Here is a 19,256-nt window from a genome sequence, read left to right on the forward strand (position 1 = left end):
GGGGGCATCGCTCTGGGAAGCGAACTGGGCGGGAAGCCAGGAGAACGCACGACGGAAGAGATGTCCTCGATCGGGCATCACCGGGTCCTTTCGTTGCGCCTACCCCTCGAATGTAGCGCGACGGGGCGCGCAATACCGCCTTCAAGACCGCAAAACCGCTGGCTCTTGCCCGATCGAGGACATCTCTTCCGTCGTGCGTTCTCCTGGCTTCCCGCCCAGTTCGCTTCCCAGAGCGATGCCCCCGTCGGCGCGCCGCGCCAATTCGGCTCCACCGAGCACCTTTCCGTCGAGGCCATCGCGGCGTTCGTCGACGGCGAGCTGCGGATGAACGCGCACCTGCGGGCCGCGCATCACCTGTCGCTGTGCCCGCAGTGCGCCGCCGAGGTCGACGGTCAGACCCGCGCCCGTGCGGCGCTGCGCGATTCGCATCCGATCCGCATCCCGAGCGCGCTGCTAGGGATGCTCGCTGAGATTCCCTACGATTCGCCCGAGGACGCGACCACCCGGGCGTCCGACCGTTTTGCTGACCGCGACATCCGCGAGCAGCGCAAGCGGCCGTAACTGCGCGCCTTGCCAATGAGTCCCCGTCGTTGATCCGGACCGATTTTGCGCACCCCGCCCGCGCGCTCATGGGCGACCGATCCCGAACCGTGGATACTAGGGTGGACACGACCATGCCGGTGTCGTGGGTATCGCCCGGTGCAGGGCCCGTCTCGAGCGCGCAAGAAGAGGATCCAAAGGGATAACGTGACCTCCGATCAAGGCAACGACAGCGGCAACCGCTTAGCGCCGCGCCCCGTCTCCCGTCCGCCGGTGGACCCCGCATCGCGTCAACTGTTCAGCCGTCCGGATGGACTGCGCGGCTCGTTCGTGGCTGACCGGGTCCGCCCGCAGAAGTATCGGGACCAATCCGAGTTTTCTCCGCATGACGAGCCGGCCGATCCGGTCCTCCAGGAGGCGTTCAGTCGTCCCGTCGGCAGCCCCGACACGCTGCAGCGCCACCCCGTGGACGCCGGCGCGCTGGCGGCCGAGAAAGACGGGGTAGAGCCCGACGAACGCGACGACCCCTGGCGCGATCCGTCGGCCGCCGCGGGGCTGGGCACCCCGGCGGTCGCGCCGGCGGGGCCTCAGGGTCCCCAGGGTTACAGCGGCAAGCTCGGCGTGCGCGATGTGCTGTTCGGCGGCAAGGTGTCCTACCTGGCGTTGCTCGCCCTGCTGCTGATCGCGCTGCTCATCGGCGTCATCGGCGGGGTGATCGGCCGCAAGACGGCCGAGGTCGCCGAGGCGTTCACCACCTCGAAGGTGACCCTGTCGACCAACGGCAACGGTGAAGGCCCGGCGGGCCGGTTCGCCAAGGTGGCGGCGGCGACCGCCAACGCGGTGGTCACCATTGAGTCCAAGAGTGACCAGGAGGGCTTGCAGGGCTCGGGCGTGGTGGTCGACGGCCGCGGCTACATCATCACCAACAACCACGTGATCTCCGAGGCGGCCAACAACCCCAGCCAGTTCAAGACGACCGTGGTGTTCAACGACGGTAAGGAAGTGCCCGCCAATCTGGTCGGTCGGGACCCGAAGACCGACCTGGCCGTGCTGAAGGTGGACAACGTCGACAACCTGAGCGTCGCCCGGTTCGGTGACTCGGACAAGGTACGCGTCGGCGACGAGGTCCTCGCGGCGGGTGCGCCGCTGGGGCTGCGCAGCACCGTGACTCACGGCATCATCAGCGCCCTGCACCGTCCCGTCCCGTTGTCGGGTGAAGGCTCGGACACCGACACCGTCATCGATGCCTTGCAGACCGACGCGTCGATCAACCACGGCAACTCCGGCGGCCCGCTGATCGATATGGATTCCCAGGTGATCGGCATCAACACCGCGGGTAAGTCCTTGTCCGACAGCGCAAGTGGGCTGGGCTTCGCGATCCCGATCAACGAGGCCAAGATGGTGGCCCAGACGCTGATCAAAGACGGCAAGATCGTGCACCCGACGCTGGGCATCAGCACCCGGTCGGTGAGCAATGCGATCGCCTCCGGCGCGCAGGTCGCCAACGTGAAGGCGGGAAGCCCCGCGCAAAAGGGTGGGATTCTGGAGAACGACGTGATCGTCAAGGTCGGTAACCGCCAGGTCGCCGACGCCGACGAGTTCGTCGTCGCCGTCCGGCAGTTGACCATCGGCCAGGATGCCCCGATCGAGGTGGTCCGTGACGGTCGGCACGTCACCCTGACCGTCAAGCCCGACCCCGACGGCGGCTAGATGTTCGGCAGCCTGAGCTGGGAGCACATCCTGGTCCTCGTCGTGGTCGGGTTGGTGGTCCTCGGCCCGGAGCGGCTTCCCGGTGCGATCCGGTGGACGTCGACCGCGCTGCGGCAGGCCCGCGACTACCTGAGCGGGGTGACCACGCAGCTGCGCGAAGACCTCGGGCCCGAGTTCGACGACCTGCGCGTTCCGCTGAGCGAACTGCAGAGACTCCGGGGGATGACCCCGCGCGCCGCGCTCACCAAGCATCTACTGGACGGCGACGATTCCTTCTTCACTGGCAACTTTGACCGGCCGGCGGCCAGTGCGCCGGAGCCGTCGGCGCCGGTCGAGCAGCGCGCCCCCGGCAAGACACCGTTCGACGCCGACGCCACCTGAGGGTGAGCCCACGGCGTCGGGTGTGAGCTCAGGCCGAAATCCCGCCGCGGGCGCGCGCACGGTCAAAACCGTGCGTGCACACTCGGGCCGTATAGCGCTGTCAGCGTCGTGTCGGATCGAGCCCGAGCGACACACCCGCCAATCCGCGCCGACGTGCCGACAGCTTGTCGGCCACGCTGCGCAGTTCCTTGCCCGCCGGGGAGTCCGGGGCGCTCAGCACGATCGGGGTGCCGGAATCGCCGGCGGCCACCAGGGCGGGGTCCAACGGGATCTGGCCCAGCAGCGGCACATCGGCACCGACCGCACGGGACAACCGCTCGGCCACCTGCCGGCCGCCGCCCTCACCGAACACCTGCATCGTCGAACCGTCCGGCAGCGTGAGGCCCGACATGTTCTCCACCACCCCGGCGAGCCGCTGCCGGGTCTGCATGGCGATGCTGCCCGCCCGCTCGGCGACCTCGGCCGCGGCCAGTTGCGGCGTGGTCACCACCATGAGCTCGGCGCTCGGGATCAACTGGGCCACCGAGATGGCGATGTCTCCGGTGCCCGGCGGCAGGTCAAGCAACAGGACGTCCAGATCGCCCCAATAGACGTCGGCCAAGAACTGTTGCAACGCCCGGTGCAGCATCGGCCCGCGCCACACCACGGGCGTGTTGCCCTCGGTGAACTGGGCGATCGAGATGACCTTCACCTCGTGGGCGATGGGCGGCAGAATCATCGACTCGACCTGGGTTGGCCGGTCGGTGGTGCCCATCATCCGCGGGATGGAGTGCCCGTGGATATCGGCGTCCAGCACGCCGACGGACAGGCCGCGGGCCGCCATCGCGGCGGCCAGGTTGACGGTGACGGTCGACTTTCCCACCCCGCCCTTCCCCGACGCGACCGCATAGACCCGGGTCAGCGAGTTCGGCTGGGCGAAGGGGATGACGGGCTCGCGGGCGTCGCCGCGTAACTGCTTGCGCAGTTCGGTGCGCTGCTCGTCGTTCATGACGTCGAGGGTCACTTTCACGGCGCCCGTGCCCGGAACGTCGGAGACGGCCTGGGTGACCCGCTCACTGATCTCGGTCTTCTTCGGGCAGGCGGCGGTGGTCAGGTAGATCGCGACGTGCACGCCGCCGTCGGGCTCGGTGTCAATGCTCTTGACCATTCCGAGTTCGGTGATCGGGCGCCGTAACTCGGGGTCAATCACCTTTCCCAGGGCGGTTCGGATTGCTGCGCTCAGGTCGGCAGTGTCATGAGGGGACATCACCGCCGAGTGTAGGCGCGCTACCAGACCGGCCGGTCAGCCGCCCGCGACCGGACCCGGCGGCTTCGGAGCCGCCGCGTTCGGCGGGTCGGCCGGTTTGGGCGCCGGCGACGCGGAGGCCGGCGGCGGGGCGGCCTGTGGGGCCGGGGGCGGCGGCGGGGCCAACGGCGCGCCCATCGGCGGCGCAGGTGGCGCGCCCAGCGGCTGCCCCCATGGCGGGACGGCATTCGGCGGCGGGCTCTGGGAGCCGACGCAGATGACCGTGCAGCCGGGCATGCGCGAGGGGGCCTGCTGTGGCGTGGGGCCCATCCAGGGGAACATCGGCGGCTGACCGGGGCTCTGCGGCGAGGTGAGGTCGATCAGCGGCATGCGCGCCAGGGGGTCGTCCGACGGCAGACCGTTGATGTTCATCGGCAGGTTGGGGCCGAGTCCCTCGGCGTGCTCGAGGTGCGCGTCGGCGAGCGGAGGCGGCGGGCCCGTCATCGGAGGCAGGTCGACCGGAACCACGCCGGTGGCGTACGCCGAGGCCCACCCCAGCACGTTCTGCGCATACGCCATCGAGTTGTTGTAGCGCAGGATCGCGGCCATCACCTGTGACGGATCGCGAAGGTTGAGTCCGCCGCTGCACAGGTACCGGGCCGCGGCCAGCGTGGAGTCGAACAGATTCTGCGGATCGGCAACGCCGTCGCCTTTGCCGTCGGAGGCGTAGCGCGCCCAGGTGCCGGGGAGGAACTGCATCGGCCCCATCGCGCGGGCGTAGGTGGGGCGTGTGCCGACACTGCTCTGAAGAATGATTTCGTTGCCCGGCAGCGTGCCGTCCAGCGCGGGTCCGTAGATCGGAACGACCGCGGTGCCGCGCGCGTCAACCGCCCCGCCGCCCGCATGGCCCGACTCGATGCGGCCGATCCCGGCTAACAGGTTCCAGCTGACGCCGCAGCCCGGGGCGGCCACCGCCATCTTCTGTTCGGCGTTGCGATAGGCCGCCAGCGCGATGCTCGGAATGCCAAGCGCGCCGGGCGCATTGACGATCATCGGCTTCGGGGGTGCCGACAGGGCCGGCTCGGCGACGTGGAAGGCGTTCGGCGATCGGTCGATCGACACGACGGCCGGTCCCGACAGATCGGGAACGACGGGCGAGACCGCCGCCACCGGGGCGACGTTCGCGTGCACAGCGGGAAGTTTCGCGGGGAGCGAGGGCGCGGCTCCGCTCACCGCTCCCGCGAAGACCAGGGGAGTGATGGTGGCTACGCCGAAGGCACGCGTGCGCGACACCTGAAGAGCTCGTTGCCGCTCCATCGCGGCGCCCGGGCGTGCACCCCGGCGTCCCCCAATGCGCACTCGACCGTCCTAGGTATGTGAGCTGGTCAACCGCTTCTCAGCCGTGAACTAGATCACCATACATAACTCTTGTGACCAGAGTGGCGCAATGGTCCGAACTGGTTCTCACCCCGATTTCTTAATGTTGCGCTCCCCGCCGGCATCGCCCCGCGCCGCGTCGGAGCCCTCGGATTCGGGGCCCAAAACGGCCAGCAGTGAGCGCAATTCCTCGAGCTCGTCACGCAGATACTCGCGGGTCACCACCTCGCCGACCGACAGCCGGACCGCGGCGAGCTCGCGGGCCAGGAACTCGGTGTCGGCCTTGGTCTGCGCGGCGCGATGGCGGTCCTGTTCAAGGGCGACGCGGTCCCGGTTTTCCTGACGGTTCTGGGCGAGCAGAATCAGCGGCGCCGCGTAGGCGGCCTGGGTGGAAAAGGCCAGGTTGAGCAGGATGAAGGGGTAGGGGTCCCAGCGCAGCCCCACGGCGAACAGGTTCACCGCTATCCACACGAACACGATGATCGTCTGGACCAGCAGGTAGCGGCCGGTGCCGAAGAAGCGGGCGATGGACTCGGTGATCTGCCCGACGGCTTCTGGGTCCAGGCGTGGCGAGTACCTGCGCGACGTCCGCGGGGTGTAGAGCCGGCGCGGGGCCGAGGACTTGCTCACGCGGACCCTCCCAGGTCTTTCAGCCGGCCGGCGGCATCGAGCGCCTGCACGTCGACCCGCCAGTCGTGCGGCAACAAGTGATCGAGCAGATCGTCCACCGTCACCGCGCCCAACAGATGGTTCTGATCATCGACCACCGGTCCGCACACCAGGTTGTACGCCGCCAGATAGCGCGTCACCGCCCCCAGCGGAGTCTCCGGGGTCAGGGTGAGCAGGTCGTTGTCGACGATCCCGCCGACCAGTTCGGCCGGCGGCTCGCGCAGCAGCCGCTGCAGCTGCACGCAGCCCAAGTAGCGGCCGGTGGGCGTGGCGGTGGGCGGGCGCGCCACGAACACCATGGACGAGAGGGCGGGGGTGAGGTCGGGGTCGCGGACCCGGGCCAGCGCCTCGGCGACCGACGTATCGGGCGTCAACACCACCGGGTCCGAGGTCATCAGGCCGCCCGCGGTGTCCGGCGAATGCGCCAGCAGCCGGCGCACCGGGGCCGAATCGTCGGGGTCCATCCGCGTCAGCAGCATCTCGGCGTCCGTCGGGTTCAGCACGCCCAGCAAATCGGCGGCGTCGTCGGGGTCCATCTCCTCGAGGACGTCGGCGGAGCGTTCGGTGCCCAACTCGGACAGCACGTCGGCCTGGTCGAGCTCGGGCAGTTCCTGCAGGACGTCCGCGAGCCGGTCGTCGTCGAGCGCTTTGAGCACCTCGTAGCGCCGCTTGGGTGGCAGGCCGCGGATCGCGTCGGCGACATCCACCGCCTTCCAGCCCTCGAACTGGCTCAGCAGCTGGACCACCCCCTGGCCCGGCAGCGCCAGGGCCGACGGGCTCAGCCCCTGCACGTGGTACCACTCCACGACGTGAACGGGGCCGCGGCGGCCCAGCCGCCGCTGGCTGCGCACGGCGACCCGGCTCACCATCCAGTCGCGGGTGCGGGTCTGTTCGATGGCCAGGTCGGTGATGACGACGTCCAGGCCGGCCAGCTCGGGCAGCGCGGGATCGTTGACCTTCACCTGGGTGTCGAGCACCTGGCCGATCGCCAGCACCTCGCCCGGACGCTGTTCGAAGTGGCGCAAGGAGACGCTGCCGGTGTTGAGCGTGACGGCCTCCGGCTCGATCGCGGCGACCCGGAGCATCGGGATGAAGATGCTGCGCCGCGTCGCCAGATCGACGACGAGTCCAAGGACGCGCGGTTGCTGACGCACGATGCTGATGCCGATCACGACATCGCGGATCCGGCCGAAGGATTCGCCGAGTGGACCCAGCACCAACATCCGCGAGAGCCGGGCGACGTACACCCTGTTGACCGATGCCATGGGGAAAGCCTAGGCAGGCGCCGTCGCCGCGGCTGAGCAAGGCGGTGGTGGGCCGGCTACCGCGATGCTAATAACGCGAGTGCAGCGCGAACATCATGACGATCAAGCTCACCACCAAGGTCGCGATCCCGATGACGATGCCGGCGACCGCGAGGCCGTAGCCGTCTTGCTGGGTGCGCTTGATTTGATTGATCGCGACTGCGCCCAGCACGATGGCCACAATCGAGCCGATACAGCAGCAGAACACGCCGGTGAACGACGAAATGAGCGACGCGATAGCGAGCTTGTTCGTCCCGGGTTTCACTCCGCTCGGTGATCCGTAGCCGCCGAGGTAGTCCGGTGCCGGGTAATAGCCGCCCGGGTAGGGCGGCGGCCCGTAGCCGCCGGACGGAGCGCCGTATTGGGTTGGCCCGGCCTGGTAGGGCGGCGCGCCATAACCCGACGGCTGGTCATACCCCGGCGGTGGCCCATATCCGGGTGGTGGTGGCGGCGGGTATTGGGCCGCATAACCGGGCTGGTATTCGCTGGGATAACCCGGCGGTGGGTATGCCGGGGGCGGATATTCGGGCGCCGCTCCCGATGCCGGCGGTTCCCACGGGGTCCCTGGCGCGTCCGGGGCGTCGCCGCCGGTGGCGGATGGTTCGGCCTGGTCGTCGTGGGCGCGTTCGCCGAAGCCATCGCCGGGCGCTGTCATGCTGTTCAACCTAGCCGATGCCAAATTTGCGGATCGGCAGCGAATCACCGCTCGCCGACGGCAGGGGAGCCTGTCTTCGCAGGTTGGTGAGCGGTCGCTGGATAGGCTAAGAGGCCCGAGATGTGCCGTTGGCCGGGGCGGAGGAGAATGAGCACCAATGACTAGTCCTTTCCAGCCGGGTCAAGTTCCCGGCGCGCCGCCCCCGGGCGCGGCGGCGGCCCGCCGTGGCGTTCCCGGACTGCCGACTCCGCCCAAGGGTTGGCCGGTCGGGTCGTACCCCACCTACGCCGAGGCGCAGCGCGCCGTTGACTATCTCTCCGAGCAGCAGTTCCCGGTTCAGCAGGTGATCATCGTCGGGGTCGACCTGATGCAGGTCGAACGCGTGACCGGCAGGCTGACGTGGCCCAAGGTGCTCGGTGGGGGTGTGCTGAGCGGGGCCTGGCTGGGGTTGTTCATCGGGTTGGTACTCGGCTTCTTCAGCCCGAATCCGTGGGCGGCGCTGGCCACGGGCCTGGTCGCCGGGGTCTTCTTCGGATTGATCACCTCCGCGGTGCCGTACTCGATGGCCCGCGGCACAAGGGATTTCAGCTCGACGATGCAGTTGGTGGCCGGCCGCTACGACGTGCTCTGCGATCCGCAGAACGCGGAAAAGGCGCGGGACCTGTTGGCGCGCTTGGCGATTTGAGGCCGCCCGCGAGAGGTGTGAATTCGGTGCTGAATCGTCGTGGGCGCCTGCGACGGGCGGGCGCCATCGCGTTGGCGACGCTGGCGATCACCGCGGCGGTTCCGGCGTGCGGCAACGCCGGCAACGGGTTGGTGATCACGTTCTTCACCCCGGCCACCGACTCGGCCGCCTTCACTGCCGTCGCCCAGGAATGCACCAAGCAACAGGCGGGCCGGTTCGCCATCCAGCACGTGAGCCTGCCCAGGGGGCCCGGCGAACAGCGGGTGCAGCTGGCGCGGCGGCTGAGCGCTCACGACCGTGGCCTGGATGTGATGGCGCTGGACGTGGTGTGGACCGCGGAGTTCGCCGAGGCTGGGTGGGCCCTGCCGCTGTCCGAGGATCCCGAGGGGCGGGCCGACGCCGACGCCAGCGGTGACACCCTGCCGGGTCCGTTGGCGACGGCGCGATGGAAGCACCGGCTGTATGCCGCACCCGTCGCCACCAACACCGAATTGCTCTGGTACCGGCCGGATTTGGTGGAGCAACCACCGCGAGATTGGGACGCGATGGTGGCCGAGGCCGCCCGGCTGCACGCCGAGGGCCGACCCGCCTGGATCGCCGTGCAGGCCAACGAGGGTGAGGGCCTGGTGGTGTGGTTCAACACGCTGCTGGTCAGCGGCGGCGGTCAGGTGCTCTCCGAGGACGGCCGCCAGGTCACCTTGACCGACACTCCCGCGCACCGGGCGGCGACGGTCAACGCGCTGCGCATCCTCAAGGCGGTGGCCACCGCCCCCGGCGCCGACCCCTCGATCACCCGGACCGACGAAGGCACGGCGCGGCTGGCCGTCGAACAGGGCAAGGCCGCACTGGAGGTCAACTGGCCGTATGTGCTGGCCTCCATGCTGGAGAATGCGGTGAAGGGCGGCGTCCCGTTCCTCCCGCTGAACACCGATCCGGCGCTGGCCGGCAGCATCAACGACGTCGGGACGTTCGTCCCCAGCGACGATCAGTTCCGCATCGCCTACACCGCCAGCCAGAAGGTCTTCGGTTTCGCGCCCTATCCCAGCGTGGCGCCGCCCCGGCCGGCCAAGGTGACGATCGGGGGACTGAACCTGGCGGTGGCCAGCACCACCCGCCACCGCGCGGAGGCATTCGAGGCGGTGCGTTGCCTGCGCAGCCTGCAGAGCCAGAAGTACGTCTCGATGGAAGGCGGCCTGCCCGCCGTGCGGACGTCGTTGTATTCCGACCCGCAGTTCCAGACCAAGTATCCGATGTACACGGTCATCCGCCGGCAACTCACCGACGCCGCCGTGCGGCCGGCGACGCCGGTGTATCAGGCGTTGTCGCTGCGGCTGTCCGCGGCGCTGAGCCCCATCACCCGAATCGACCCGGAGCGGACGGCCGACGAGCTCACCGCGCAGGCGCAAAAGGCCATCGACGGCAAGGGCCTGTTGCCGTGACCCCCTCGGCCGTGGAACTTCGCAAGGCAGCCGTTACAGCGCGGACCCGGACCCGAAACCGGCTGTCGGAACGGGGACTTGCCTTCGTGCTCGTCGCCCCCGCGGCCCTGCTGATGCTCGCGGTGACGGCCTACCCGATCGGCTACGCGGTGTGGCTGAGCCTGCAGCGCAACAACCTCGCCAGCCCCCACGACACCGCGTTCGTCGGGTTGAGCAACTACCAAACCATCCTGACCGACCGGTATTGGTGGACCGCGTTGGCCGTAACCCTGGGCATCGCAGCCGTTTCGGTGTCGCTCGAGTTCGTGCTGGGCCTGGCGCTGGCGTTGGTGATGCACCGCACGCTGGTCGGCAAGGGGCTGGTGCGCACCGCGGTGCTCGTCCCGTACGGCATCGTCACCGTGGTCGCGTCGTACAGCTGGTACTACGCGTGGACCCCGGGCACCGGTTACCTGGCCAACCTGCTGCCGCATGGGAGTGCGCCCCTGACCCAGCAATTGCCGTCGCTGGGAATCGTCGTCCTCGCCGAGGTCTGGAAGACGACGCCGTTCATGTCGCTGCTGTTGTTGGCCGGGCTGGCGATGGTGCCCGAGGATCTGCTCAAGGCGGCCCAAGTCGACGGCGCCGGGCCGTGGCGGCGGCTGGTGCGCGTCACCCTGCCCATCATCAAACCGGCGGTCGTCGTCGCGTTGCTGTTCCGCACGCTGGACGCCTTCCGCATCTTCGACAGCATCTACGTGCTCACCGACGGCGCCAACAACACCGACTCGGTGTCAATCCTGGGCTACAACAACCTGTTCAAGGGTTTCAACGTGGGACTGGGCTCGGCGATTAGCGTGCTGATCTTCCTCTGTGTGGGCCTGATCGCGGTGATTTACATCAAGGTGTTCGGTGCGGCCGCGCCCGGTGGTGACCTCGATGGCCGCTGAACGAGGCGCCCGCCGAGGCGCGCTCTGGGCCGTTCTCGACGCCGTGGTGGTGGTCTACGCACTGGTGCCGGTGTTGTGGATCCTCAGCCTGTCGCTCAAGCCGACGTCAACGGTCAAGGACGGCAAGCTGATTCCGTCGTCGGTGTCCTTCGAGAACTACCGCGGCATCTTCCGGGGGGACCTGTTCAGTTCGGCGCTGGCGAACTCGATCGGAATCGGCTTGATCACCACCGCGATCGCGGTGGCGCTCGGCGCGATGGCGGCCTATGCGATCGCCCGGCTCAGCTTTCCGGGCAAGCGCGTGCTCATCGGCGCGACTCTGCTGGTCACCATGTTCCCCGCCATCTCGCTGGTCACCCCGCTGTTCAACATCGAACGCTTCGTCGGACTGTTCGACACCTGGCCGGGCCTGATCCTGCCCTACATCACCTTCGCTCTGCCGCTTGCCATCTACACGTTGGCGGCGTTCTTCCGGGAGATTCCGTGGGACCTGGAGAAGGCGGCGAAAATGGATGGCGCCACACCGGCCCAGGCGTTCCGTAAGGTGATCGTCCCGCTGGCCGCGCCCGGCGTGGTGACCGCGGCCATCCTGGTGTTCATCTTCGCCTGGAACGACCTCCTGCTGGCGCTGTCGCTGACCGCCACCAAGGCGGCGATCACGGCACCGGTGGCGATCGCGAACTTCGGCGGCAGTTCGCAATTCGAGGAGCCGACCGGATCGATCGCGGCCGGCGCGGTCGTGATCACGGTCCCGATCATCTTGTTTGTTCTAATCTTCCAACGACGAATCATCGCCGGGTTGACCTCTGGCGCGGTGAAGGGATAGCGCGATGGCCGAGATTGTGCTGGACCATGTCAGTAAGAGCTACCCGGACGGCGCCATGGCCGTGAAAGACCTCAGCATCACCATCGCCGACGGCGAATTCCTCATCCTGGTAGGACCTTCGGGGTGCGGCAAGACGACGACGCTGAACATGATCGCCGGCTTGGAGGACATCTCCTCCGGCGAGCTGCGCATCGGCGGCGAGCGCGTGAACGAGAGGGCGCCCAAGGACCGCGACATCGCGATGGTCTTCCAGTCCTACGCGCTGTACCCGCACATGACAGTGCGACAGAACATCGCGTTCCCCCTCACGCTGGCCAAGATGAAGAAGGCGGAGATCGCCCAAAAGGTGGAGGAGACCGCCAAAACCCTTGACCTGACCGAACTGCTGGACCGTAAACCCTCCCAATTGTCGGGCGGGCAGCGACAGCGGGTCGCGATGGGCCGGGCGATCGTGCGGCACCCCAAGGCCTTCCTGATGGACGAGCCGCTGTCGAACCTGGACGCCAAGCTGCGCGTCCAGATGCGTGGTGAGATCGCCCGCCTGCAGAAGCGGCTGGGCACCACCACCGTCTACGTCACCCATGACCAGACCGAGGCGATGACGCTGGGAGACCGGGTGGTGGTGATGCACGGCGGCGTCGCACAACAGATCGGCACGCCGGACGAGCTTTACGAACACCCCGCCAACCTGTTCGTCGCGGGGTTCATCGGCTCACCCGCGATGAACTTCTTCCCGGCCACGTTGACCCCCATCGGGCTGAACCTGCCCTTCGGTGAGGTGATGCTGGCACCCGAAGTCCACCAAGTGATCTCGCGGCACCCGGCACCGGAGAACGTCATCGTCGGGGTGCGGCCCGAGCATCTGCATGACGCCGCGTTGATCGACGGGTATCAGCGCATCCGGGCGCTCACCTTCGAGGTGAAGGTCGACTTGGTCGAGTCGTTGGGCGCCGACAAATTCGTGTACTTTTCCACCGCGGGGTGGGCCGCGCGTTCCGCGCAACTGGACGAGCTGGCCGCCGAGGGTGATGCGCACGAAAACCAGTTCGTAGCAAGAGTTCCCGCGGAATCCAGGGCGGCGATCGGGCAATCGATCGCGTTGGCGTTCGATGCCACGAAGCTGACCGTCTTCGACGCGGACTCGGGGGCCAACCTCACCGTTGCGCCGGCTGGGGAGCGGTGACCCCGATCCTGGAGCAGGTGCGAGCGCACCTGCGTCGCCACTTCGCCGACGCTGAGCCCGATTCGGCGAGCGTGACATTTCTGGGCGCCGAACCCATCGAGGTGTTACGTTTCCGCGGCAGCGACGGGTTGGTTCACTACGTGACGCTGGGCTGTTCGCGCTACCCGATGACCGACCCCACGCAGCTCGTCGACGACCATGCGCGGGGCCCGCGCGCAGAAGTCGTCCTGCGCCTGCGGGATCCGGGGCCCGTCACCGGGATCGCGCGCAGCCTGGCGGTCTTGGCCGCAACGCCGGCCGTCGAGGGTCTGGTGCTGAGCGCCGACGCTTTGGTCGATCTCGGCACGCCGCTGTGGGCGCGGGCCGCCGGGCGGGTGCCGTTCACCGCGGTGTTGTTGCGCCCCAGCGACATCGACGATCTGCCGCTGGAACCGCCGCGCGACCCGGTGCAATTCTTCTCCGCGACCCCCATCACCGCGACCGAGGCGGCCTGGGTGCGTCTCAAGGGCGCCGAGGCCATGCGGGAGGCCTGGCGCAACGACGGGGTGGATGTCCTGAACCCCGATCGCCCCGCCGCGCAACCGCGTTGACCCGCGTCGCAGTTGAGCGCCCTCGATACCAGGCGCACGGTGAAAGTGGCTAGAGCCAGTTGTTGCGGCGGAACTGGAAATACAGGGCCAAACAGGCCAGTGTCATCGCGGCCATGATTCCCGGGTAACCCCATGTCCAGTTGAGCTCGGGCATGAAGTGGAAGTTCATCCCGTAGATGGCGGCGACCATTGTGGGCACCGCCAGGATGCCGGCCCAGGCCGCCATCTTGCGCATGTCGTTGTTCTGCTGCATCCCGACCCGGGCCAGCGCCGCCTGGATCAGCGAGTTCAGCATGTCGTCGTAACTGGATATCTGGTCGGCGGCCTGCGATTGGTGGTCGGAGACGTCGCGCAGGTAGCGCCGCACCTCTTTGGAGATGAGGTCCTTGTTCTCCACCTGAATGCGATGGAATGCCACGGACAGTGGGCTGACGCACCTGCGCAGCTCGACGACCTCACGCTTGAGCAGATAGATCGGTTCGACGTCGAGCTTGCTGCCCGGCGCGAACGCCACTTCCTCGATGCTGTCGATGTCGGATTCGATCAGGCTGCTCACCTTGAGGTAGTGGTCCACCACGTCGTCGGCGATGGCGTGCATCACCGCGAACGGGCCCAGCCGCAACTGCTCGGGATCGGAGTCCATCCGCTTGCGCACCTCGGAAAGGCCGCCGTGTTCGCCGTGTCGCACAGTGATCACGAAGTCCTTGCCGACGAAGACCATGATCTCGCCGGTCTCGACGATCTGACGGGCCGCCACCACCGATTCGTGTGGGACGTAGGTGACCGTCTTGAGGACGAGGAACACCGTGTCGTCGTAGCGCTCCAGCTTGGGTCGCTGGTGGGCACAGACGGCGTCCTCGACGGCCAGCGGGTGCATGCCGAAAAGGTCCGCGACTTCCTGCATCTCGGCGAGGTCTGGCTCGCGCAGGCCGACCCAGACGAACGCATCGTGTCCGAGCATTTCGATCTGGCGAACTTTGTCGCGAGCGGCGTCATAGCTGAATTTCCCGGGCAGCCGGTGACCTTCGGCGTACACGGCGCAGTCGACCAACGTCTCGTTCGGGGAGTGCGGTTGCGGCTCGGGTTGCGCGGGGCGCGGCTCGTGCGCGAGCGGGCGAAGCGCCTCGGGCAATGCGTCAAAACCCTGGAACACATCCACCTCCGATCGCAGCGCAGGTCTGACCAGGCGGTGGTCCATGGTACGCGTCCCGCGTTGCCGAAGGGCGACGATCCGTTTGCGGGGAAAACGGTCGGGTATGGACCGGAGGTTGGCCGCCCGCAACGGTGCGCTAGTTTCGTGCCGAGACCCGAACCTGCATGACTACTCCACGAGGAGCATTTCGACGTGAGCGCAAGTCCACTCAAGGTTGCCGTCACCGGCGCCGCCGGCCAGATCGGCTACAGCCTGTTGTTCCGCTTGGCGAGCGGCTCGCTGCTGGGCCCCGACCGCCCGATCGAGCTGCGGCTGCTCGAGATCGAGCCGGCGCTCAAAGCGCTCGAGGGTGTCGTGATGGAGCTCGACGACTGTGCGTTCCCGCTGCTCGCCGGGGTGGAGATCGGCGCGGATGCGAACAAGATCTTCGACGGCGTGAACCTGGCGCTCTTGGTCGGCGCGCGGCCGCGTGGCCCGGGCATGGAGCGCAGCGATCTGCTGGAGGCCAACGGCGCGATCTTCACCGCGCAGGGCAAGGCGCTGAACTCCGTCGCCGCCGACGACGTTCGCATCGGCGTTACCGGCAACCCGGCCAACACCAACGCGCTGATCGCGTTGAGCAACGCCCCCGACATCCCCAAGGAGCGGTTCTCCGCGCTGACTCGCCTGGACCACAACCGGGCCATCTCGCAGCTGGCCAAGAAGACCGGCGCCAAGGTCACCGACATCAAGAAGATGACGATCTGGGGCAACCACTCCGCCACCCAGTACCCCGACATCTTCCACGCCGAGGTCGGCGGCAAGAACGCCGCCGAGGTGGTCAACGACCAGAACTGGGTCGAGAACGACTTCATCCCGACGGTCGCCAAGCGCGGTGCCGCGATCATCGACGCGCGCGGCGCCTCCTCGGCCGCCTCGGCCGCGTCGGCGACCGTCGACGCCGCCCGCTCGTGGCTGCTGGGCAGCCCCGACGGTGACTGGGTGTCGATGGCGGTGTTCTCGGACGGCTCCTACGGCGTGCCGGAGGGCATCGTCTCGTCGTTCCCGGTGACCACCAAGGACGGCGACTGGTCGATCGTGCAGGGACTGGAGATCGACGACTTCTCCCGCGGTCGCATCGACAAATCGACCGCCGAGTTGGTCGACGAGCGCAACGCGGTGACCGAGCTCGGTTTGATCTGATCACGTCGCCGAAGCCCACCCCGAAAGAATTAGGGCTACTAATCGGTAGTCAGTACCCTGGGGCGCGTGTCCGAGTTGATTGAATCGATACAGCCGCTCGCCGAGCGCGGCGCGATCACCGACGCGGAGATCTTCGAGGCGCACGTAGGCGGCAAGCTTTCGGTGGGACCGACGGCCCCGCTGGACACCCAGCGCGCGTTGTCGATCGGCTACACCCCAGGTGTGGCGCAGGTCAGTCGCGCGATCGCCGCCGATCCCAGCCACGCCGCCCGGTACACGTGGGCGAACCGGCTGGTCGCCGTCGTCAGCGACGGCAGCGCGGTGCGGGGCCTCGGCGACATCGGCCCCGCGGCGTCGCTGCCGGTGATGGAGGGCAAGTGCGCCCTGTTCCAGTCCTACGGCGGGCTGAACGCGATTCCGATCGTCCTGGACACCACCGAGGCGATCTTCTCGGTCGTCAGCGATGACCTGGCTTTCGACCGGATCGTCCCCAGCCCGCTGGACCTGCGGGTCGGGCACGCGGTTGCCACGGCGGTGGCGCTGGCCGCGGATCCCGCAGACATCGCGGGGTGAGAACGGGCTTGCTGGCGGTGCCGCTGGTCGCCGCCCTGCTCGCCGCGGCCGGCTGCGGCACGGATGCCGGCGAGCACCGAGCCCGCCCGGAACTCGTCGTCGGCTCGGGGGCGGATGCCGAGTCGACGCTGCTGGCCGGCGTCTACGCGGCCGCGCTGCGCTCCTACGGCTTCGCGGCGCGCGCCGAAACCTCGGACGATCCGATGGCGCGCCTGGACGCGGGCGCCATCACGGTCGTCCCGGCCCTCACCGGACGCAAGTTGGAGAGCCTGCAGCCCGGCGCGGTGGCGATGTCCGACGCCGACGTCTACCGCGCGATGGTGGCCGCGCTACCCGAGGGCGTCGCGGCGGGCGACTACACGACGGCCGCGGAAGACAAGCCCGTGCTGCTGGTGACGGGCGCCACCGCGAAGGCGTGGGGCGGCAGCGACGTCAGCGCCGACCTGAGCACCCTGCCGAAGCACTGCACGGGCCTGGTCGTCGGAATCGTCACCGGTCGCCAAGCCCCGTCGGCCGTGGGCCCCTGCCGGCTGCCGAGTCCGCGCGAATTCCCCGACGAGACGACAATGTTCACCGCGGTGAAAGCCGGCCAGCTGACCGCGGGATGGACGACCACCGCCGACCCTGGCCTGCCCGCCGACCTGGTCACGCTCGTCGACGGCAAGCCCGCGCTGATCCGGGCCGAGAACGTGGTGCCGCTGTATCGCCGCAACGCGCTGAGCGATCGGCAACTGCTGGCGATCAATGAAGTGGCCGGGGTGCTCGACACCGCGGCCCTGGTCGAGATGCGCCGCAAGGTGGCCGGGGGAGCAGACCCGCAGGCGGTGGCCGGCGGCTGGTTGGCAGAACACCCGCTGGGGCGATGACGGCGAACGTCAGGGTGAACGGATCCGGGCTCTCTTCGCGCGTTCCGCGCTCATCGACCGGGGTTAGCGCTTGGGCATCAGCCTGGTCACGACGCTCTGCACGCGAACCATGACGGGCCCGCGCAAGAGCCGTTCGGGTTGCGAACCGGTCAGCCGCACCACCAGGTCCATGGCCTTGACGTCCGGTCCGACCAACACTCGGGCCCGGTCCTTGCGGACCCCAGCCAAGATGACCTGCGCCGCCCGCTGCGGCGTGGTTTTGGCTTGTTGTTCCTCGAACAGTTCGGCCAGGCCGTCCTGGTCGAGACCCTCGGCGAAGATCGCGTTGCGGGCGAACCCCGTCTTGACGCCGCCCGGGTGCACGGTTGTCACCCGCACCGGGTGACGCGCCCGCACCATCTCCTGTCGCAGCGCCTCGGTGAAGCCGCGGACCGCGAACTTGGCCGAGACGTAGGCCGCCTGCCCCGGCGCCGCGAACAGGCCGAGCGCGCTGGAGATGTTGATGATGTGGCCGTCGCCGGAGGCGATCAGGTGCGGGAGGAACGCTTTTGTGCCGTTGACCACACCCCAATAGTCGACGTCCATCACTCGTTCGATGTCCTTGAACCGGCTGTCCTCGATGGACCCGACGAACGTGATGCCCGCGTTGTTGTAGAGCTGGTTGACCTGGCCGAAGTGCTCGCGGACTGCGTCAGCGTAGGCGAGAAAGGCCTCGCGCTCGGTCACGTTGAGCCGATCGGCTTTGACCGGCGCGCCGATGGCCTTCAGTTGTTCCTCGGTCCGCGCCAGCCCGTCGGTGTCCACGTCGCTGATCGCGAGCTTGGCACCCGCGCGGCCCAGTTCCAGGGCCAGCGCCTGTCCGATACCCGAACCCGCTCCCGTGACGACAGCAACCTTGCCGGCGAAATCATGCATGCGGTGCTCCCTTGTGGCGGCGTGACCGCGTCGAGGCTATCCGGTACGGCGATCCGCCGCTATGGAACCCATCACTGCTTGGGCATCAACCGGCCCATGACGGGCCCGAACAGCTGCTGGTACCGGGAGCCCGTCAGCCGCACCAGGGCGTCCAGAACCTTGGCGTCCGTGCCGACCAGCACCCGGGCGCTCTTCTTGCGGACGGCCTCCAGGATGATCTGAGCGGCTCGCTGCGGGCTGGTCTTGGCCAGCCGCTTGTCGAACAGACTGGCCAGCTGGGCCTGGTCGAGGCCCTCGGCGGCAGTGGCGTTGCGGGCGATCGCGGTTTTGATGCCGCCGGGGTGCACCGTGGTCACCGCCACCGGGTGGCCGGCCGCCATCATTTCCTGTCGCAGCGCCTCGGTGAATCCCCGGACCGCGAACTTGGCCGAGTTGTAGGCCGCCTGCCCGGGCACCGCGAAGAGGCCGAACACGCTGGAGACGTTGATGACGTGGCCGTCGCCGGAGGCGATCAGGTGCGGCAGGAATGCCTTGGTGCCGTTCACCACGCCCCAGAAGTCGACGTCCATCACCCGTTCGATGTCCTTGAACTGGCTGACCTCGACGTCGCCGGTGAAGGCGATACCGGCGTTGTTGTAGATCTGATTGACCTTGCCGAAGTGCTCGCGGACGGCGTCGGCGTAGGCCAGGAATGCCTCGCGCTCGGTCACGTCGAGCCGGTCCGTTTTGACCTCGGCTCCGATCGCCTTCAACCGCGCCTCGGTCTCGGCGAGACCCTCGACGTCGACGTCGCTGATGGCGACCTTGGCGCCCGAGCGGGCCAACTCGACGGCCAGCGCCTGCCCGATACCCGAACCCGCGCCCGTCACCACTGCGACCTTGCCGGCGAACCCCTGCATGAGCACCCTTCCTCGTACGCCCAACTGCGTCGAGGTTAGCCGGTACCGCCGGTCCCCGGTACGCGTGGGTGGGAAACCCGCGGCTCAGGCCCGATTGCCCGGCTCTTTACTCGCGCCGTTCCGGCGCTCGCCATCGCCGGGCTCAGGCCCGATTG

General features: G+C 68.4%; 19 protein-coding genes and 2 pseudogenes. 12 read left to right on the plus strand and 9 right to left on the minus strand.

The genetic code is table 11. From position 1 onward, the window contains the following. Positions 1-78, minus strand: a pseudogene (locus A5695_RS27475) (RNA polymerase subunit sigma-70); the annotation flags it as partial. Positions 79-165: 87 nt separating this feature from the next. Here A5695_RS27475 and rseA point away from each other — a divergent pair. From rseA to tatB, 3 genes are all read left to right on the plus strand, one after another. Beyond that, complete coding sequence (gene rseA, locus A5695_RS10495) at positions 166-561, plus strand: anti-sigma E factor RseA (protein WP_068080728.1); 396 nt, start codon at positions 166-168, stop codon at positions 559-561. Between the two features lie 186 nt (positions 562-747). Further along, positions 748-2,250, plus strand: coding sequence for a S1C family serine protease (locus tag A5695_RS10500; RefSeq protein ID WP_068080731.1), 1,503 nt, complete (start codon positions 748-750; stop codon positions 2,248-2,250). Then, on the plus strand, positions 2,251-2,631 hold the full coding sequence (gene tatB / locus A5695_RS10505) for a Sec-independent protein translocase protein TatB (protein ID WP_068080733.1): 381 nt from the start codon (positions 2,251-2,253) through the stop codon (positions 2,629-2,631). Between the two features lie 100 nt (positions 2,632-2,731). Here the strand turns inward: tatB and A5695_RS10510 are convergent, their stop codons facing one another. The 5 genes from A5695_RS10510 to A5695_RS10530 all read right to left on the minus strand — a co-directional run bounded on the left by A5695_RS10510 (position 2,732) and on the right by A5695_RS10530 (position 7,861). Continuing rightward, positions 2,732-3,904, minus strand: coding sequence for an Mrp/NBP35 family ATP-binding protein (locus tag A5695_RS10510; RefSeq protein WP_156749561.1), 1,173 nt, complete (start codon positions 3,902-3,904; stop codon positions 2,732-2,734). 9 nt (positions 3,905-3,913) lie between these two features. Further along, positions 3,914-5,215, minus strand: a complete 1,302-nt coding sequence (locus A5695_RS10515; protein ID WP_197515449.1) for a lytic transglycosylase domain-containing protein — start codon at positions 5,213-5,215, stop codon at positions 3,914-3,916. 105 nt (positions 5,216-5,320) lie between these two features. After that, on the minus strand, positions 5,321-5,863 hold the full coding sequence (locus tag A5695_RS10520; RefSeq protein ID WP_068080738.1) for a DUF1003 domain-containing protein: 543 nt from the start codon (positions 5,861-5,863) through the stop codon (positions 5,321-5,323). Then, positions 5,860-7,167, minus strand: a complete 1,308-nt coding sequence (locus tag A5695_RS10525) for a magnesium transporter MgtE N-terminal domain-containing protein (protein ID WP_068080745.1) — start codon at positions 7,165-7,167, stop codon at positions 5,860-5,862. Before A5695_RS10525 ends, A5695_RS10520 begins: the two co-directional genes overlap by 4 nt. A 67-nt stretch (positions 7,168-7,234) precedes the next feature. Further along, positions 7,235-7,861: a DUF4190 domain-containing protein gene (locus A5695_RS10530; RefSeq protein ID WP_197515450.1), complete on the minus strand. Its 627-nt coding sequence runs from the start codon at positions 7,859-7,861 to the stop codon at positions 7,235-7,237. A gap of 157 nt (positions 7,862-8,018) precedes the next feature. On the opposite strand from A5695_RS10530, the gene A5695_RS10535 reads away from it, so the two are divergent. Genes A5695_RS10535 through A5695_RS10560 form a run of 6 tightly spaced genes read left to right on the plus strand, consistent with a single transcriptional unit; the run spans position 8,019 to position 13,513 of the window. Beyond that, the gene (locus A5695_RS10535) at positions 8,019-8,546 is read left to right on the plus strand and encodes a general stress protein (protein WP_068080751.1); all 528 of its coding nucleotides are present in this window, start codon (positions 8,019-8,021) and stop codon (positions 8,544-8,546) included. A 26-nt stretch (positions 8,547-8,572) separates the two neighbouring features. Continuing rightward, positions 8,573-9,985: an extracellular solute-binding protein gene (locus tag A5695_RS10540; RefSeq protein WP_068080809.1), complete on the plus strand. Its 1,413-nt coding sequence runs from the start codon at positions 8,573-8,575 to the stop codon at positions 9,983-9,985. 11 nt (positions 9,986-9,996) lie between these two features. Beyond that, entirely contained in the window at positions 9,997-10,914 is a 918-nt protein-coding gene (locus tag A5695_RS10545) for a carbohydrate ABC transporter permease (protein ID WP_068080812.1), read from the plus strand. Further along, positions 10,904-11,740 (plus strand): carbohydrate ABC transporter permease, encoded by an 837-nt coding sequence (locus tag A5695_RS10550; RefSeq protein ID WP_068080810.1) that lies wholly within the window; start codon positions 10,904-10,906, stop codon positions 11,738-11,740. Before A5695_RS10545 ends, A5695_RS10550 begins: the two co-directional genes overlap by 11 nt. A gap of 4 nt (positions 11,741-11,744) precedes the next feature. Continuing rightward, positions 11,745-12,923: an ABC transporter ATP-binding protein gene (locus tag A5695_RS10555; RefSeq protein ID WP_068080754.1), complete on the plus strand. Its 1,179-nt coding sequence runs from the start codon at positions 11,745-11,747 to the stop codon at positions 12,921-12,923. Next, complete coding sequence (locus tag A5695_RS10560) at positions 12,920-13,513, plus strand: suppressor of fused domain protein (RefSeq protein ID WP_068080761.1); 594 nt, start codon at positions 12,920-12,922, stop codon at positions 13,511-13,513. The genes A5695_RS10555 and A5695_RS10560 overlap by 4 nt, the downstream gene beginning before the upstream one ends. A 49-nt stretch (positions 13,514-13,562) precedes the next feature. Here the strand turns inward: A5695_RS10560 and corA are convergent, their stop codons facing one another. Then, positions 13,563-14,666: a magnesium/cobalt transporter CorA gene (gene corA, locus A5695_RS10565; protein ID WP_068080815.1), complete on the minus strand. Its 1,104-nt coding sequence runs from the start codon at positions 14,664-14,666 to the stop codon at positions 13,563-13,565. Positions 14,667-14,858: 192 nt separating this feature from the next. Here corA and A5695_RS10570 point away from each other — a divergent pair, with 192 nt between their 5' ends. From A5695_RS10570 to A5695_RS10580, 3 genes and pseudogenes are all read left to right on the plus strand, one after another. Continuing rightward, the gene (locus tag A5695_RS10570; protein ID WP_068080763.1) at positions 14,859-15,848 is read left to right on the plus strand and encodes a malate dehydrogenase; all 990 of its coding nucleotides are present in this window, start codon (positions 14,859-14,861) and stop codon (positions 15,846-15,848) included. Between the two features lie 66 nt (positions 15,849-15,914). After that, a pseudogene (locus A5695_RS10575) lies at positions 15,915-16,289 on the plus strand (NAD-dependent malic enzyme); the annotation flags it as partial. A gap of 128 nt (positions 16,290-16,417) precedes the next feature. Further along, positions 16,418-17,287: a glycine betaine ABC transporter substrate-binding protein gene (locus tag A5695_RS10580; protein WP_068080765.1), complete on the plus strand. Its 870-nt coding sequence runs from the start codon at positions 16,418-16,420 to the stop codon at positions 17,285-17,287. Positions 17,288-17,350: 63 nt separating this feature from the next. Here the strand turns inward: A5695_RS10580 and A5695_RS10585 are convergent, their stop codons facing one another. Both A5695_RS10585 and A5695_RS10590 read right to left on the minus strand, forming a co-directional pair. After that, positions 17,351-18,202, minus strand: coding sequence for an SDR family oxidoreductase (locus A5695_RS10585; RefSeq protein ID WP_068080768.1), 852 nt, complete (start codon positions 18,200-18,202; stop codon positions 17,351-17,353). Positions 18,203-18,273: 71 nt separating this feature from the next. Beyond that, positions 18,274-19,101, minus strand: coding sequence for an SDR family oxidoreductase (locus tag A5695_RS10590; protein WP_068080772.1), 828 nt, complete (start codon positions 19,099-19,101; stop codon positions 18,274-18,276). Between the last annotated feature and the right edge of the window lie 155 nt (positions 19,102-19,256).

The organism is Mycobacterium sp. E1747 (genome assembly GCF_001667775.1).
In the GTDB taxonomy this organism is placed as follows: domain Bacteria; phylum Actinomycetota; class Actinomycetes; order Mycobacteriales; family Mycobacteriaceae; genus Mycobacterium.

Excerpts from the sequence above, each read along its gene's own strand:
- A5695_RS10590 (WP_068080772.1), bottom strand. The coding sequence starts at position 19,101 with ATGCAGGGGTTCGCCGGCAAGGTCGCAGTGGTGACGGGCGCGGGTTCG.
- A5695_RS10585 (WP_068080768.1), bottom strand. The coding sequence starts at position 18,202 with ATGCATGATTTCGCCGGCAAGGTTGCTGTCGTCACGGGAGCGGGTTCG.
- A5695_RS10525 (WP_068080745.1), bottom strand. The coding sequence starts at position 7,167 with ATGGCATCGGTCAACAGGGTGTACGTCGCCCGGCTCTCGCGGATGTTG.
- A5695_RS10530 (WP_197515450.1), bottom strand. The coding sequence starts at position 7,861 with ATGACAGCGCCCGGCGATGGCTTCGGCGAACGCGCCCACGACGACCAG.
- A5695_RS10535 (WP_068080751.1), top strand. The coding sequence starts at position 8,019 with ATGACTAGTCCTTTCCAGCCGGGTCAAGTTCCCGGCGCGCCGCCCCCG.
- A5695_RS10555 (WP_068080754.1), top strand. The coding sequence starts at position 11,745 with ATGGCCGAGATTGTGCTGGACCATGTCAGTAAGAGCTACCCGGACGGC.
- A5695_RS10550 (WP_068080810.1), top strand. The coding sequence starts at position 10,904 with ATGGCCGCTGAACGAGGCGCCCGCCGAGGCGCGCTCTGGGCCGTTCTC.
- tatB (WP_068080733.1), top strand. The coding sequence starts at position 2,251 with ATGTTCGGCAGCCTGAGCTGGGAGCACATCCTGGTCCTCGTCGTGGTC.